Here is a 15,970-nt window from a genome sequence, read left to right on the forward strand (position 1 = left end):
GCCCACAGGGATTTGCACGATGATCGAGATCAAGGCCGTTATCCGCCCCGCCCGACTGGAACCTCTGCGCGTGGCCTTGCGCCAGTTGCCGGAGTTTCCGGGCATGTCAGTGGTGCGGGTGGATGGATGCAGCGCCACATGGGTCGAGCGCTCTGAGCCCTACACGATCAAGCGTGACCTGCTGGACTATACGCCCAAGGTCATGGTGATGATTGTCGCGCCGGAGGAAGCGGTGGAGAAAATCTGCACCACCATCCATGCACAGGCCCATACGGGGCGAACCGGCGATGGCCTCTTGTGGACCACGCGGATCGACAGTTTCGTGCGGCTGACCAGCGGGGCAGAAGCCGCCGAGTAAGAAAGGCGGGGGATGGTCAAGTCCCCCGCCTTTTCCGTTACAGGCTGATGCCTTCGGGCTGCCATGCGCTGGGCAACAAGCCGTCAGCGCCAAAGATGGCCTCCACCACGCCCTGCGCCCCATGGGCCTGCCACGCGGCGGCCAGTTCATCGGCGCGGGGATCATCCACCTTGCCCCATTTGGCCACATTGTCGCCGCGCAAATGGCGCAGCCAAGCCGCCACGGCCTGATGCAAGGCTGGCGAAGGACGCCCTGCCTGCTGGTTCGCCGCCAGAGTCGCCAGCCAGCGCTGGGGGATCTTCTGGCTGCCATCCATGGCAATCTGGATCAGGCGATGGTTGAGAGCGGGATTGTCGAAACGCTCGATCAAGGCATGGGCATAGGCGGCCAGGTCCATGCCTTCGGGCGCGGGAATGGTGGGCGCGGCTTCATCCAGCATCAGCCCCAACACCAATTGGCGCAGGGCCGGATCGCCCACGGCCTGATGCACATAGCTATGGCCAGCCTCCAGCCCCAGATAGGCCAGCGCCGAATGCGCGCCATTGAGCATACGCAGCTTGGCGGTTTCATAGGGCGCCACATCTTGCACAATCTGCGCGCCCTGCTTTTCCCAAGCGGGGCGCGGACCTGCAAAGGCATCCTCGATCACCCATTGGCTGAAAGGCTCGGTCATCACCACGCCTTCATCGCGCAGGGCCAGCGCGGCTTCCACCTCGGCGCGATCCTCGTCCGTGGTGGCGGGCACGATGCGGTCCACCATGCTGCAGGGGAAGGTGCAATGCTGCGCCACCCAAGCCGAGAGGGCCGCATCGCCTGCCAGATACTCGCCCATCAGGCGCTTCAACTGATGCCCATTATCGGCCAGATTGTCGCAGGAAAGCAGCGTCAAACCGCCAATGCCCGCCGCCATGCGACGTGCCAACGCTTCGGCCAGAATGGGGTAAAAGCCGCCATCGGCCAGCCCCAGATCCAGCCCGCCATCGGCGCGGCGGCAATAACCTTTTTCCGTCACCGTAAAGGTCACGATATGGGTGGTAGGAGCCGACAGCAGGTTGACCAATTCAGCGCGATCCTGCGTCGCCAGCAACACCTTGGCCACGCTGCCAATCACCCGCAGTTTGGTCCCCTCGCCCGATTTCTCGGCCAGAGTGTAGAGCCCGTCCTGCGAGTTCAATTGTTCCCCCACGGCGGGGCTGCGCAGGGAAACTCCCGCGATCAACCAGTCGCCACCATCTGCCTCCATCGCGCGGTCGGTATACCACGCCTGATGCGCACGGGTAAAAGCGCCAAGGCCGAAATGGACGATGCCAATGCTCTTGCCCGCGCGATCATAGGCCGGAAGGGCAGCCGTGGCGGGCAGGTTTTGTGCGGAAAGACGGCTCACAGTTTATAGGCCTTTTTCACGAGATTATAGGTCAGATCCTGCGCGACTTCTGCCGCTTCCCAATCCGCCATGCGGTGTTCGGCGACCATCTGGGCGAGGAAGCCGCAGTCGATGCGGCGGGCCACATCATGGCGTGCGGGGATTGACAGGAAGGCGCGCGTGTCGTCGTTGAAGCCCACGGTGTTGTAGAAGCCCGCCGTTTCGGTGGTGGCATGGCGGAAACGGCGCATGCCTTCGGGGCTGTCGTGGAACCACCAAGCAGGACCCAGCTTCAGACAGGGATAATGGCCTGCCAGCGGCGCCAGTTCGCGCGCATAAACGCTTTCATCCAGCGTGAAGAGGATGATCGAGAGGTTTGCCTCATTGCCATATTTGTCCAGCAAGGGCTTGAGCGCATTGACATAATCGGTGCGCATCGGAATGTCGGCACCCTTGTCGCGGCCCAGCGCTGCAAACAGGGCCTCGTTGTGGTTGCGGAAAGAGCCGGGGTGGATCTGCATGACCAGGCCGTCTTCCAGGCTCATGCCCGCCATCTCGGTCAGCATTTGAGCGCGGAACAATTCTGCCTCGGCGGCGGTGAAACTGCCCTTGGCCACCTTGTCGAACAGGGCCTCGGCCTGCGCGGCAGACAGGTTGGCGGTCTGCGCAGTGGGGTGGCCGTGGTCGGTGCTGGTGGCGCCATGTTGCGCAAAAAAGGCGCGGCGCTGGCGATGGGCGGCCAGATAGCCCTGCCACGTCAGGCAATCCTCGCCGGTAATCTCGCTGAAGCGCTTCAGGTTATCGCGGAAGCCTTCAAACTCGGGGTCAACCACCGGATCGGGGCGATAGGCGGTGACCACCTTGCCACCCCATGCGCCGCTAGCGTTGTCAGCCTGAATGGCGGCGTGATGCTCCAGCGTGTCGAGCGGGCTTTCGGTGGTGGCGATCACCTCGATATTGTAACGCTCGAACAAAGCGCGCGGGCGGAAGGCATCGGTGGCCAGCGCCTCGGTGATCGTGTCGTAATAGAGATCCGCCGTATCCGCGCCCAGCATCTGGGTAAAACCGAACACTTCGCTGAACACCCAATCCGACCACATGCGCGAGGGCGTGCCGCGATAGAGGTGCCAGTTTTCGGCCAGAATGCGCCATGCCTTGCGCGGGTCATAGGTGGCCTTGTGATGGCCAATGCCCAGATCGGCCAGATTGACGCCCTGCGAATAGAGCATGCGGAACAGATAATGGTCAGGCCGCAGCAGCAGTTCGGTGGCATTGCCGAAAGGCTGGTTTTTGGCAAACCAGCTGGGGTCGGTGTGGCCATGCGGGCTGACAATCGGAAGGCCCGCAACGCTGGCGTAAAGCTCGCGGGCGATGGCTCTGATACCGGTGTCAGAAGGCAGGAGTCGGTCGGGATGCAGGTCCAAAGGGCGAGACATGGTTGCTGGTCTTCCTATGACTATACAGAGGTTTAACTGGTAACGCGGGCATAGCGCTCACGTTTGGCCTGCGCAGCACGGCGTGCGGCGGCAATCGCCTTTTCTTCGGTGGCAAACAGCAAGCTGTCAAGCACTGCCGCCAGATGGGCGCGCATCGCAGCCCGCGCGGCCGATGGATCATGGGCGCGCAAAGCGTCCAGCACCGCCTTGTGCTCGTCCACCACCGGCTTGATATTCGCACTGCGCGCCTTTTCATGCAGCAAAGCGCTTTCCGGCGATTGTGCGCGCAATTCCCACAGGCGCTCGATCGCCTCGATGATGGCCGAATTGCGGGTGGCGCGGGCAATAGCCAGATGGAAGGCGCGATCGGCCTTTTCCGTACCATCGGGATTGCGATTCTCGCGCTCGATATCCTCGACCAATGTTTCCAGTTCGGCCAGACCTTCTTCGGTAATCTGGGTAGCCGCCAAAGCCGCCGCCTCGCCTTCAAACAACAGGCGCGCCTCGGTCAATTCAAAGGCCGTGATGTTGAAACCGGGAATGTCTTCCTTGCCGGGCAGGCGCTTCACATAGGCGCCCGAACCCACGCGCACTTCCACCAAACCCTGCACTTCCAACGCGATAACCGCTTCACGCACGGTGGGGCGCGACACGCCGAAAGTCACCGACAATTCACGCTCGGCCGGCAGGCGGTCCCCGACGGCGTAACGCCCGTTGGACAACTCGGCCATCAGCTTGCGCGCCAGATCTTGATAGAGGCGATCTTGGGCGGGCGCGGCATCACTCATCTGTTAACTCCGAAAAATGGCCTTACCACTCACAAGCAAGTTGACAGGCCAACATGGATTGGTCAAGAATGTTTCTATCACAAGCTGACCAATCCGGAAACCGATCCCATGAAAATCACATCAGCCCGCGTAATCGTCACCTGTCCGGGTCGCAACTTTGTCACGCTCAAGATCGAAACCGATCAGGGCGTGTACGGGATTGGCGATGCCACGCTCAATGGCCGTGAAAAGGCCGTGGTCAGCTATCTGGAAGACCACGTCATCCCCTGCATCATCGGCATGGACCCCCGCAATTCCGAAGATATCTGGCAATATCTCTATCGCGGTGCCTATTGGCGCCGTGGCCCCGTCACCATGCGCGCCATTGCCGCGGTGGACGTGGCTCTGTGGGATATCAAGGCCAAGATGGCCAATATGCCACTTTACCAATTGCTGGGCGGCCGCAGCCGTGATGGCGTGATGGTCTATGGCCATGCCAATGGCGGCGATATTGCCGAAACCGTGGATGCGGTGGGCGCCTATATCGACATGGGCTACAAGGCCATCCGCGCGCAGACCGGCGTACCGGGCGTGAAGGATGCCTATGGCGTGGGCCGTGGCAAGCTGTTCTATGAACCGGCCGATGCTGCCCTGCCCAGCCTGACCGGATGGGACACGCGCAAGGCGCTCAACTATGTGCCCAAGCTGTTTGAAAAGCTGCGCGAAACCTATGGCTTCGACCATCATCTGCTGCATGACGGCCACCACCGTTACAGCCCCACCGAGGCCGCGCAATTGGGTAAGGCGCTGGAGCCTTACAGCCTGTTCTGGCTGGAAGACGTGACCCCTGCCGAAAATCAGGAAGCGTTCAAGCTCATCCGCCAGCACACCACCACACCTTTGGCTGTGGGCGAGATTTTCAACACGATCTGGGACGCCAAGGATCTGATCCAGAACCAGTTGATCGACTATATCCGCGCCACCATCGTGGGCGCTGGCGGTATCACCCATCTGCGCCGCATCGCCGATCTGGCCAGCCTGTATCAGATCCGCACCGGCTGCCACGGCGCCACCGACCTTTCGCCGGTCACCATGGGCACGGCGCTGCATTTCGACACTTGGGTGCCCAATTTCGGCATTCAGGAATATATGCGCCACACGCCCGAAACCGACGAAGTCTTCCCGCATGACTATTCGTTCGATCAGGGCATGCTCTATGTTGGCGACACGGTGGGCCATGGCGTCGACATCGACGAAAAGCTGGCAGCCAAATACCCCTACAAGCCGGCCTATCTGCCGGTGGCCCGTCTGGAAGATGGCACGATGTGGAACTGGTAAGAACCGATCACAAAGACCATAAGAAACAAGGGGTAGGATTAGAACAATGACATGGCGCTCGGCGCGGTTGCGCATATTGTTGCTGGTGATGGTGGGTACCATCATCAATTATATCGCACGCAACTCGCTGGGCGTCCTTGCCCCCCAACTCAAGGCCGATCTGGCCATTACGACCCAGCAATATAGCTATATCGTCGGCGCGTTTCAGCTCGCCTATACGGTGATGCAGCCGATTGGCGGGTTGCTGATTGACAAGATTGGCCTGACCGCAGGCTTTGCCCTGTTCGCCGCCGCGTGGAGCCTTGCCAATATGGCGCATGGCTTTGCGCGAGGCTGGCTGTCACTGGCGGCATTCCGCGGCTTGCTGGGCATGGCCGAGGCTGCTGCCATCCCAGCGGGCATGAAAACCATCGGCGAATGGTTCCCTGATCGTGAGCGTTCGGTCGCGGTGGGCTGGTTCAATGCCGGAACCTCGCTAGGCGCGGTGATCGCGCCGGTCATCGCCGCGCTAGTGGCCAAAATCTATGGCTGGCAGGCCGCCTTTATCGTCACCGGCGCGATGGGCCTCGCCTTTGCCGCCGCATGGTATTGGCTTTACCGCTCGCCTGACAAAGCCAGCTATGTGACGCCGCAGGAACTCGATGAAATCCGCGCAGGCCAGCGCCCTGTGCCCGCCAGCGCCAGCACCTTGCGCGCCATCGCCGCCACGCCGCGCTTCTGGGCGATTGCCGTGCCGCGCTTTCTGGCCGAACCGGCTTGGCAGACTTTCTCCTTCTGGATCCCGCTCTATCTGGCCAAGGAACGCGGGATGGATATTACCCAGATTGCGCTTTTCGCATGGGTGCCCTTTCTGGCGGCGGATGCGGGCGGCATTCTGGGCGGCTATCTGGCGCCCTTGCTGCAACGCTGGCGGGGCTTCAGTCTGGAAAATTCCCGCATCGCAGGCATTGCCCTTGCCGCCATTTTGATGATTGCGCCCGGCTGCGTGGGCCTTGTTGCCAGCCCCTATGCAGCGATTGCGCTGCTCTCGCTGGGCGGCTTTGCACATCAGATTATCTCTGTCCTCATCAACACCTTGTCCGCCGATGTTTTCCCCAAAGGTGACATTGCCAAGGCCAATGGTCTGGTCGGCATGGCGGGCTGGACCGGCGGCTTGCTCTTCTCGCTGGCCATCGGCCAATTGGCGGACAAGATCGGCTATGCACCGCTGTTCGCCTGCCTTGGCGTTTTCGATCTGATCGGCGCGGTCTGGCTGTTTGGCCTGCGCCGCCACCTCATCCTGCAAAAGGCTTGATCCCCCCATGCAATTGCAACCTCTCCGTAAAGCAAGCCTTGCCCATCCGCCGCTGTTCTCCGTCAGCCAGCAGGACGGCGCCCGCGTCACCCTTGCCGCCGATACCGGTGCCCTCGCCCATATCTTTGTGCCCGAGGAAGACATTATCCGCGTGCTGCTGCTGGCCAAGGGCGAACTGACGCTGCCCCCCAGTTGGGCCGTGGCGCCGGGCCAGACCGACATTGCCGAACCGGGCCGTGACCGGATGAGCATGGAGGGCTTTTCCGCCCCCGCCTACTCGCTGGAGGAAAGCGAGAGCCAGATCATCATCGCCACCGCGCGCCTGCGCCTGACCATCACGCGCAATGGGTTCTTCTGCACATGGGAGCAGGCCGAAGGCGACGCATGGCGCGTCATTGCGCAGGACCGCCCCACGCAGGCCTATAATTTCGGTTGGTGGGATGATGCCGCCTATCACTATGTCACCCGTCAGGATGGCGAGCGCTATTACGCGCTGGGCGAGCGGGCAGGCGCGATGGACCGCGCCGGTCGCCGCTTCCGCCTGACCAATCTGGACCCGATGGGCTATGACGCCAGCGCCGATGACCCGCTGTATAAGTCCATTCCCTATGTGCTGGTGGTCAAAGGTGATGGCGCGGCCCATGGCGTGTTTTACGATACGACCGCCGACCCCGTGTTCGATTTCGGGCATGAGCATGACAATTACCACCCGCATTACCGCTATATCCGCACCGGTGAAGCCGATCTTGATTATTACATGATCGCCGGCCCCGATGCGCGCGAGGTGACCCGCCGCTACACATGGCTGACCGGCCGCCCTGCCCTGCAACCGCGCTGGGCAGTGGGCTATTCCGGCTCCACCATGACCTATACCGATGCGCCCAATGCGCAGGAACGTATGGTCGAATTCATCGAGGGCGTATCGACCCATCAGGTGCCCTGCGAGAGTTTCCACCTCTCCTCAGGCTATACCTCGATTGGCGACAAGCGTTACGTGTTCCACTGGAACCGCGACAAATTCCCCGATGTGGACGCTTTCGTCAAAAGCTATGCCGATGCGGGGGTGGACCTTGTGCCCAACATCAAACCCGCCCTGCTGGTCGACCACCCGCTCTATGCCGAATTGGCCGAAAAGGGCTGGTTCGTCTGCGACGAGGATGGCGACCCCATCATCTGCCAGTTCTGGGACGAGGTGGGTTCCTATGTCGATTTCACCAACCCCGATGCCGCCGCTTGGTGGCGCGGACAGGTGACGCAGCAATTGCTGGAATATGGCATCCGCTCGACGTGGAACGACAATAATGAATATGAAATCTGGGACAAACGCGCCCGTATCGCCGGTTTTGGCACCCCCCGCGCAGCTGCTGCCGAAAGGCCCGTCCAGACGCTGTTGATGATGCGCGCCAGTCGGCAGGCCCAGATTGCCTATCGCCCGGACGCGCGCCCCTATGTCGTCACTCGCAGCGGGATGGCGGGAATGCAACGCTATGCGCAAACATGGTCGGGCGACAATTACACCGATTGGAAAACCATCCGTTACAACCAGAAAATGGGTATCGGGCTGGCTCTGTCGGGCGTATCGAACACGGGCCATGACATTGGCGGCTTTGCCGGTCCCAAGCCGGATCCGGAATTGTTCCTGCGCTGGGTGCAGGCGGGCATCATGATGCCGCGCTTTTCCATCCATAGCTGGAACAGCGACCGCAGCGTCAACGAGCCATGGATGTATCACAATACCACGCCCGCCATTGTGGGCATGATGCAGATGCGGCAGGCCTTGCAGCCTTTCCTGCATGATCTGCTCTGGCGCCATCACGCGCATTACGATGTGGCGCTGCGCCCGCTATGGCTCGATTTCGGCCATGATCCGCGCGCTTGGGAAGATGGCGACAGCCATCTGCTCGGCCCCGACCTGCTGGTGGCTCCGGCGATGGATGAAGGCTTGCGCACCGTCACAACCTATCTGCCGCAAGGCGCCGCCTGGTATGATATCCGCCATGACCAGCGCCATGCGGGTGGTCAGGATGTGGTGCTGGACGCACCGCTCTTTGGCCTGCCGCCCATGCTGGCGCGTGAGGGCAGCGCCATGTTACTGGACATCGCGCCCAGTAGTTTTGGCCGCCGCCCTGCGCAGCCCTGCGTCCTGCTCTATCCGCATCACGGCAATGGGCAGATCGCATGGACCGCCTTTGACGAAAGCGGCGATGCTTGGCCCGATGCCGAACATCCGCCTCTGTGGAAGCTGGATGTGACCACCAGCGCCAACAGCATCGCCATAGAGGCCGCATGGTCAGGCAAATCAGCCGCACCTGCCGCCAGCCTGACCATAGCCCTGCCCGTGGGCGAGACGCGGGCGGTGACTCTCAATGGCGTGGCGGTGGAAACGCAAGCCACCACCGTGCTGGGGCTCGCCCGTCCTGCCGTGGAATGGGTGCTGGGCTAACCCCCCAGCCACCCCGAACAAAAAGGCCGGTCCGCGTTTGCCTCCACGCGAACCGGCCTTTTTCATGCGCCAAAGATAACAGCGTCAGTCGCGCCGACGCCCTGCCATCATCCACCACAAGGCAGCACAGCCCAGCAAGTCCAGCGCGGCAAGGCTGACAAACAGGGGATTATAGCCGAAAGTATCCGCGCTCTGTCCGATCAGGAAGGTGAACAGGATACCCCCGATCCATGCCGCCGATCCGGTCATGCCGCTGGCCGTGGCCACTTGCCGTCCGGGGAACAGGTCGGAACACAGCGTAATCAAAGCGCCATTGAGCATCTGATGCGCAAAGCCGCCAACGCAGAACAGCATGATCGCCATCGTCGGCGTCGACACCAGCCCGATGCAGGCTGGCCCCACCATCAGCAAGGCGCCACAGCTCATGGAAATCTTGCGCGAGGCGATAATGCCCGAACCGCGCCGGATCAGCCAACCGGGCAACACCCCCGCCGCCAGCGAACCGAAATCGGCGGCAAGGAAGGGCATCCAAGCCCATAAAGCCACCGCTTTCAAATCCAGCTTCCACACGCTGACCAGATAGAGCGGGATGAAGAAGTTGAAGGTCTGCCACGCCGGTTCGGCAAAGAAGCGCGGCACGGCAATCGCCCAGAAATGACGATCGCGCAGCATGGCCATCCGGCCCGTAGCGGGGGCGACTTCCGCCTCCACCTGCTGCCCCTGCTCGATCAGGGCGCGTTCGTCATCACCCAGCCGCGCATGTTCCTGCGGGCGACGATAGCAGACCCACCAGCCCAGCGACCACACCAGACTGAGCAGCCCCGACACGACAAAGGCCGAGCGCCAGCCCCACCACAGAATGCAGAAAGCCACCAAAGGCGGGGCGATCATATTGCCAAGGCTGGTGCCCATCTGGAAAGCGCTGGTCGCCAAAGACCTTTCCCGCGCGGGGAACCATTCGGACACCACCTTGGTACCGGCAGGGATAGCCGCCGCTTCATTGGCGCCCAGCAAGCCGCGGAAGAAGGCCAGCCCGACCCAGCCGCCCGATAGGGCATGCAGCGCATTGGCCACAGCCCAGCCCACGGCAAAGATCATAAAGCCGAGCCGCGTGCCCAGCGAGTCCAGCACGGCCCCGGCCACAGTCTGCATCACGGTATAGCTGGCCTGAAACGCCATCACCACCCAGCTATATTGCTGCGTGGTGATATGCAGATCAGCCTTAATCGCGGGGGCGGCCACCGACAGCGTGGAGCGCGCCAGATAGTTCAGCACCGTGCCCAGCGTGACCAGCCCGATAATCCACCAGCGCAAATGTTTGATGGCACGCGGCATGGGATAATCCTTCGTATAGACAGAAAATGGGCGAGGCAGGCGCTTAGCCCCCTCGCCCGCAAATTACTGCGCGTCGATTTCGATCAGCGAGACGCGGGCGGGCGCGCTGCCCGCTGCGAAAGCCAGATCGATCATCCCGCGCGAGGTCACGGTAAAGCTCTGTGCCACTGCGCCTATGCCCGTGGCGGGTGCCTTGGGTTCAAAGCCTTTGAGGCGCGGCTTGCCATTGACCGCCACGTCAAAGGCGCCCTTGGGCACGCCCTCGCCAGCGGCAAACCACAAGGTCACCTTGTAACGTCCGGCGGCGGCGGGGATGTGATAGGCAAAGCTGCCCTGACGATAGGTGGCCACAGCATCACGGTCAGGCGTACCGTCAATCCGCGCTGGCTGGGGCGCGCGGCCGAAATCGGCGGGGCGATCCAGCGAGGCCACCTCGCCGCCTTCAAACCAGGTGTCAGAACCCAACAGGCGGTCCTTGCTCCGCGCCGCCACCAAAGCGCCGCTGTCGATGGCAAAATGCTGCTTACGCTCAGGCGCCAAATTCCACACGATTGCATCGGTCAGATCGCCGCCCTTGGCCACCAGCTTGTTCTCGCCAGCATCCAGCGCCACGGCGGGCCACACGCAAATGCTCTGCGGGCAATTCTGGCGCGTGCCCAGCGAGCGGCCATTGAGCAACAATTCGGTCGTCGGCAGGTTGCTATAGACCTTCACATCGGCCAGCGGCAGCGCGCGGTCCACATAGCGGCGCCCCGTCAGGCGCAGGGTCGGCTTGCCGCTCCAATTGGCGCGATAGAAATACCAGACATCCTTGCGGGTCTTGTGGTCATAGGCGACCAGACCCTTGGTGTTGATATCCTGCGCATCGCCTTCGGTGCGGACGGTGGTGGCAAAGTCGAAGGAGTTCCACAGCCAGCTGGCATAGAGATAGGGCCGCGCCTCAATCTGGGCCAAGGCGGTTTCGTGGATATAGCCTTCATATTCCTCAGGCTGGGCGCTGCCACGTGAATCCGGCAAGCCGCCCAACACATTGTCGGTGTGGATGGTCAAAGCCCCGCCCGCGCCATATTCGGTCACCGACAAAGGCTGCGCAGGGCGTTTGGCATGCAACCTGTCCAGTTGCGGGCCCAGATCGCCCGCCTTGCCGAAATACCATCCGAAATAGCGGTTCGCCCCGCCCAGATCCGCCGCCGGAGCCACTTCGGGAATGGCCACATCCGCGCCGAACAGACGCCCTTCGCAACAGGTGGCCAGAGCGGTGGGGCGCAAAGGGTCCTCGGCCTTGGCCAAGGCCTGCAACTGGCCCAGCAAAGGCATCGGATCGGGCGTCTTGCCATCCTTGCGGCCCGACACAAAGGCGGGCAACGAATTGCCAAAGTCCACCTCGTTGGCAATGCTCCAGATCGCGGTGGCGGGGTGGTTGGTATTCTGGCGGATCAATTCGGTCAGTTGCTGGCGCGCATTGGCTACAAGGCTCGCCTCCGGCTCCAGCTTGCCCCCCACGGTCCATGCCGACACCAGCGGCACTTCATCCCACAGGATCATGCCGGTACGGTCGGCCAGATCATGGATCACCTGCCCGTGCTGATAATGGGTCAGGCGGATGGAATTGACGCCCATATCGCGCAGGGTCGCCACATCCTCCTCGATATCCTGCGCCGAGATCGCCCAGCCCTTGCCATCGCGGTCCTGATGATAGCCAACGCCGCGCAGCTTGTAAGGCTTGCCATTGAGCAGGAAGCCCTTGTCCGCATCAAAGCGCATGGTGCGGATGCCGATATTCTGTTCCACCGTATCGACCACCGCCCCATCAGCGGCGATCACTTCGGCGCGCAGGCGATAGAGATAGGGATCATCGACGCCCTGCCACAAATGCGGATTGGCAAGGGTGAGTTCACTGGCCAGTTCCACCGGCTTGCCCGAAGCCACGCCTTGCGCCAGATTGGCATTGGCCACGGCAGCTCCAACGGCATCGAGCAACGTCAAGCGCACCTGCGCCTTGGCTTCCTTGGCGCCATCATTGGCCAGACGCAGCTTGACCGCCAGTTTCGCGCCCTGCTCGTTCACCTGCGTGGTCGTGGCGTAAAGGCCCGCCCCGCCAAAATCGCCCATATCCACATGCAAAGGCGCAGTGCTGATCAGGCGCACGGGGCGATAGAGGCCGCCATGCACGAAAAAGTCGCCAAACAGGGGCAGGACATCCGCCGTGGCGCTACCCGCCGCAGGCTGGGTGTTGTCGACGCGTACCACCAGCACATTGGACTGGCCCACGCGCAAGGCAGGCGTGGCGTCCAGACGGAAGCGCGAGAAACCCCCGCGATGTTCGCCCAGATATTGCCCGTTGAGCCAGACCTTGGCCACGCGGCTTGCCGCATCGAATTCCAGCCATTGGCGGCGGTTGGCCTGATCGGCAGGCACATCAAAACGCAGGCGATACCAGCCCGCGCCCTGACGCTTGTTCACGCTGGCCGCGGTATTCTTGCCGCCCAGTTGGTGATGGTAATAGCCCACGCTGTTCCAGGTATGGGGCACAGAAACCTGCTGCCACTGGCCATCGGCAAAGTCGGGCTGGATCGCCTCTGGTGGCGCTTCATCGCCCAGAAAGCGCCAGCCATCGGCCAAAGACGTGATGATGCGCCCTTGCGCCACAGGCGCGGCCGCTTTTTTCGGGGCGGCAGCATAGGCGGAGAAAGGCTGGGCCAGAACCATGGCCATGGCCAAGCTGGCGGCCTGCATCATCACGTGCTTTTTCATGTGTTACTTCCTGTCACTTTTCGCAGTAATACCACTGGCCTTCATCCACAGCGCGAATTGATCGAACCATGCATCGCTGGTGGTGCCATTGGGCTGCGAGGCAAAACCATGGCCGCCCGCGCTATAGAGATGGAACTCCACCCCGCTGCCCGACAGGCGCCAGTTATGGATCAAGCTCAGGTCCTGATCCTTGAAAAAACGGTCATCGGCGGCGATCACCGCAAACAAAGGCGGCGCCTTGGGCGGCACATCGCTGCTCTGCGTGGGGCCATAGACCATGCCGACGAAATCGGGGCGCGCATCGACAGCATTGGCCTGCGTGGTGGCCAGCACCGTCATTGCCCCTGCCGAAAAGCCCAGAATGCCCACCTTGGCCGGATCGACATGCAGCGCCGCGGCCTTGCCCCGCACATAGCGGATGGCCGCCTGTGTATCGGCCACGGCATAGGGGCGATTGTCGCTGGCAGGCCGCTCGCCACGCTGGAACAGGCCCGCCAAGGCATTCTTGAAACCGGCGAAACTGTCAGGCAGCGGCAGGGTGCGATATTTGACGATGAACACCCGCACGCCTTGTTTGTCGAGGCGCTTGGCAACGTCAAAGCCTTCATTGTCCATGGCGAGGAATTGATACCCCCCGCCCGGCACCAGCAAGACCGCAGGGGCCGTCGCATCCTTGGGCAGGCTGCTGGGCCATGGCAGGATTTGCGGCGTCACCACATTATAAACCAGACGCTGGTCGGGCGTTTGCTGCGCCCACGCCTCATGCGCAGGGTTTGCGCGGGGCAACGATACGGGCAGATCCACCGCAGGCATCACCGGCGGATTGTTGACCGGCAACACGCCATCCACCCATGCCCCCGGCGCAGCCATGGCCGATGTGGCCCAGAACAGGCTTGCCCAAGCGAGACGTTTCATTTGCCCTTCCCTTCCGCCTTGGCGGCATAATAGCCTGCCAGTACATCAAAGGCTTGTTTATGCTGGCCAGTTTCCGAAATCAGCCCCTTGCGGTTCCAGCCCATCTGGAAATCGGGGTTCTGGCGGCGGGGCGAACGGAAATCCTTCAAGATCCATGGCGACATGCCGCGCAAACTCGGCACGCGGTCAGCCATGGCCAGAGTCTGACGGTAATATTCGGCCTGAAATTCTTCGGAAAATTTCTGCAAATTGGTCGCACTATGGAAGCCTGCCTTGGCATCGGCGCCAAATTCGGAAAAGACCAAGGGCTTGTCGGCGGGGACATTCCACACGCTCTTGGGCAATTCGGCCAGGCGGTCGGGCGTGTACCAACCATTATAGGTGTTGATGGAGAGCACATCCAGATCGGCGGCCAGCGGGTCCGCCATGGTCATGGTCGGCACGGCAGCGCCCTTGTCCCGCTCCACCAGCAAAGCCGCACTGACCAGACGGGTTGGGTCCAGACGGCGTACATCGCCCACCAAAGTGCGCAGGAAGGCGTTGCGGGCGTCATTGACCGGCGTTTCATTGGCAACGCTCCAGATCACCACCGAGGCGCGGTTGCGGTCACGCAGAATATTCTCGGCCAGCATATTGCGGGCGCTGGCCAGAGTGCCCGCGTTTTCCCAAGCCACCATCCAGTAGACGGGAACCTCGCTCCACACCAGCAGGCCCAATTCGTCGGCCACGCGGGTCATCACTTCGGAATGGGGGTAATGCGAAAGGCGCACATAATTGCCATGCAGCCCGTTCTTGATCTCGCCCAGCAAAGCGCGGGCATTGTCCGGCGTGATAATGCGGGCGGGATTGGGGCTGATTTCCTCCTCATGCATGGAAATGCCGCGCAGGAACACCGGCTTGCCATTGAGCAGAATATCCGCGCCCTTGCGCTCGATGGTGCGGAAGCCGACGCGGTCATGCCACTCGTCCTCGCCTGCGCTCAGGCTGACATCATAAAGCTGCGGCTTTTCCGGCGACCAGCGCACCAAGGCACGCGGGGCCGCCATCGTGGCTTTCCAGTCGCCATGGGCATCGGTCTTGCCGGTCAGATCCACCGGCAGGCCAGCAACCTTCAACCGCACCGCCTGACCCGCCGCCGCCGCGCCATCCAGATGCGCGTCCACGGCCAGCTTGCCATCTTTGGTCAGGCGCACCCAAGCGCTGTCCACATAAGTGTCGGGCGTGTGGACCAGACGGATGCCGCGCGTGGCGCCGCCGTAATTTTCCCAATCGGTAACAGTGGGCGGAACCGTGTTGGCACTGGCCTGCGAATCCACGGCGAAGGTGATCTGGTTGTCACCATCGCGCAACTGCTTGGTCACTTCAAAGGCAAAGGGCGTAAAGCCGCCCTCATGCCGCCCCAGAGGCTGGCCATTGATATAAACGGTGGTGGCATAATTGGCCGCGCCAAAGCGCAGGAAATAGCGCCCCTTGCGCGAAGCGGGCGCATCAAAATGGCGCTGGTACCACACCAGCCCCTGATAATGGCGCAACTCTGGCGAAGCGGCCAACCATGAACCGGGCAATGCGGTGGTTTGCGCATGGGCCATGTCGAATTCGAACATGATGCGGTTGTCTTGGGCCATGGTCTTGCGCACATCGATGTCCAGCCAGCGCTGCTGGCCGCGATCGGGCGTTTCGCCATGGAAACCGGCAATGCCGGAGCGGTAGGGATCGATCGACCAATTCCACGTGCCCGACAGGTCCTGCCCGTCGCGCATATCCGCCGACACGAGCAATGGCTCACTGTCTACCGTGGCCAAGGGCAGGTTACTTCCCGCTGTTTCGGCCAGAATAGTGTGACTGCCCGCTACAAGGGCCACCGCCACCGCTCCCAATGCAAAAGCCTTACGCATACCGTCTCCGATAATGAATGTTCTGGCCCTGCTCTCTTGCGGCGGGGCTTGCAGAAAGCCGCCCCCATGGCG

11 protein-coding genes are annotated in these 15,970 nt (G+C 62.1%); 4 read left to right on the forward strand and 7 right to left on the reverse strand.

From position 1 onward, the window contains the following. Positions 1-19: 19 nt before the first annotated feature. Positions 20-358: a P-II family nitrogen regulator gene (locus EOE18_RS11875; RefSeq protein WP_127709757.1), complete on the forward strand. Its 339-nt coding sequence runs from the start codon at positions 20-22 to the stop codon at positions 356-358. 37 nt (positions 359-395) lie between these two features. On the opposite strand, the gene EOE18_RS11880 is transcribed toward EOE18_RS11875, so the two are convergent. The 3 genes from EOE18_RS11880 to EOE18_RS11890 are packed head-to-tail and all read right to left on the reverse strand — an operon-like array spanning position 396 to position 3,945. Beyond that, positions 396-1,742: a mannitol dehydrogenase family protein gene (locus EOE18_RS11880; RefSeq protein WP_127709759.1), complete on the reverse strand. Its 1,347-nt coding sequence runs from the start codon at positions 1,740-1,742 to the stop codon at positions 396-398. After that, the gene (gene uxaC / locus EOE18_RS11885) at positions 1,739-3,157 is read right to left on the reverse strand and encodes a glucuronate isomerase (protein WP_127709761.1); all 1,419 of its coding nucleotides are present in this window, start codon (positions 3,155-3,157) and stop codon (positions 1,739-1,741) included. The genes EOE18_RS11880 and uxaC overlap by 4 nt, the downstream gene beginning before the upstream one ends. A gap of 32 nt (positions 3,158-3,189) precedes the next feature. Then, the gene (locus EOE18_RS11890) at positions 3,190-3,945 is read right to left on the reverse strand and encodes a FadR/GntR family transcriptional regulator (protein ID WP_127709763.1); all 756 of its coding nucleotides are present in this window, start codon (positions 3,943-3,945) and stop codon (positions 3,190-3,192) included. A 108-nt stretch (positions 3,946-4,053) separates the two neighbouring features. Between EOE18_RS11890 and manD the strand changes: the two genes are divergently transcribed. From manD to EOE18_RS11905, 3 genes are read left to right on the forward strand one after another with little or no spacing between them, the layout of a single operon-like run. Next, on the forward strand, positions 4,054-5,262 hold the full coding sequence (gene manD, locus EOE18_RS11895; RefSeq protein ID WP_127709765.1) for a D-mannonate dehydratase ManD: 1,209 nt from the start codon (positions 4,054-4,056) through the stop codon (positions 5,260-5,262). A gap of 46 nt (positions 5,263-5,308) precedes the next feature. Further along, positions 5,309-6,556, forward strand: coding sequence for an MFS transporter (locus EOE18_RS11900; protein ID WP_127709767.1), 1,248 nt, complete (start codon positions 5,309-5,311; stop codon positions 6,554-6,556). A gap of 7 nt (positions 6,557-6,563) precedes the next feature. Further along, positions 6,564-8,999: a glycoside hydrolase family 31 protein gene (locus tag EOE18_RS11905; RefSeq protein WP_127709769.1), complete on the forward strand. Its 2,436-nt coding sequence runs from the start codon at positions 6,564-6,566 to the stop codon at positions 8,997-8,999. 84 nt (positions 9,000-9,083) lie between these two features. Here the strand turns inward: EOE18_RS11905 and EOE18_RS11910 are convergent, their stop codons facing one another. The 4 genes from EOE18_RS11910 to EOE18_RS11925 all read right to left on the reverse strand — a co-directional run bounded on the left by EOE18_RS11910 (position 9,084) and on the right by EOE18_RS11925 (position 15,898). Next, positions 9,084-10,334, reverse strand: coding sequence for an MFS transporter (locus tag EOE18_RS11910; RefSeq protein WP_127709771.1), 1,251 nt, complete (start codon positions 10,332-10,334; stop codon positions 9,084-9,086). Positions 10,335-10,397: 63 nt separating this feature from the next. Further along, the gene (locus tag EOE18_RS11915; RefSeq protein ID WP_246027415.1) at positions 10,398-13,088 is read right to left on the reverse strand and encodes a glycoside hydrolase family 2 TIM barrel-domain containing protein; all 2,691 of its coding nucleotides are present in this window, start codon (positions 13,086-13,088) and stop codon (positions 10,398-10,400) included. 3 nt (positions 13,089-13,091) lie between these two features. Continuing rightward, complete coding sequence (locus tag EOE18_RS11920; protein ID WP_127709773.1) at positions 13,092-14,003, reverse strand: alpha/beta hydrolase; 912 nt, start codon at positions 14,001-14,003, stop codon at positions 13,092-13,094. After that, positions 14,000-15,898, reverse strand: coding sequence for a glycoside hydrolase family 2 protein (locus EOE18_RS11925; RefSeq protein ID WP_127709775.1), 1,899 nt, complete (start codon positions 15,896-15,898; stop codon positions 14,000-14,002). Before EOE18_RS11925 ends, EOE18_RS11920 begins: the two co-directional genes overlap by 4 nt. Between the last annotated feature and the right edge of the window lie 72 nt (positions 15,899-15,970).

It is taken from the genome of Novosphingobium umbonatum (genome assembly GCF_004005905.1).
Lineage (GTDB): Bacteria > Pseudomonadota > Alphaproteobacteria > Sphingomonadales > Sphingomonadaceae > Novosphingobium > Novosphingobium umbonatum.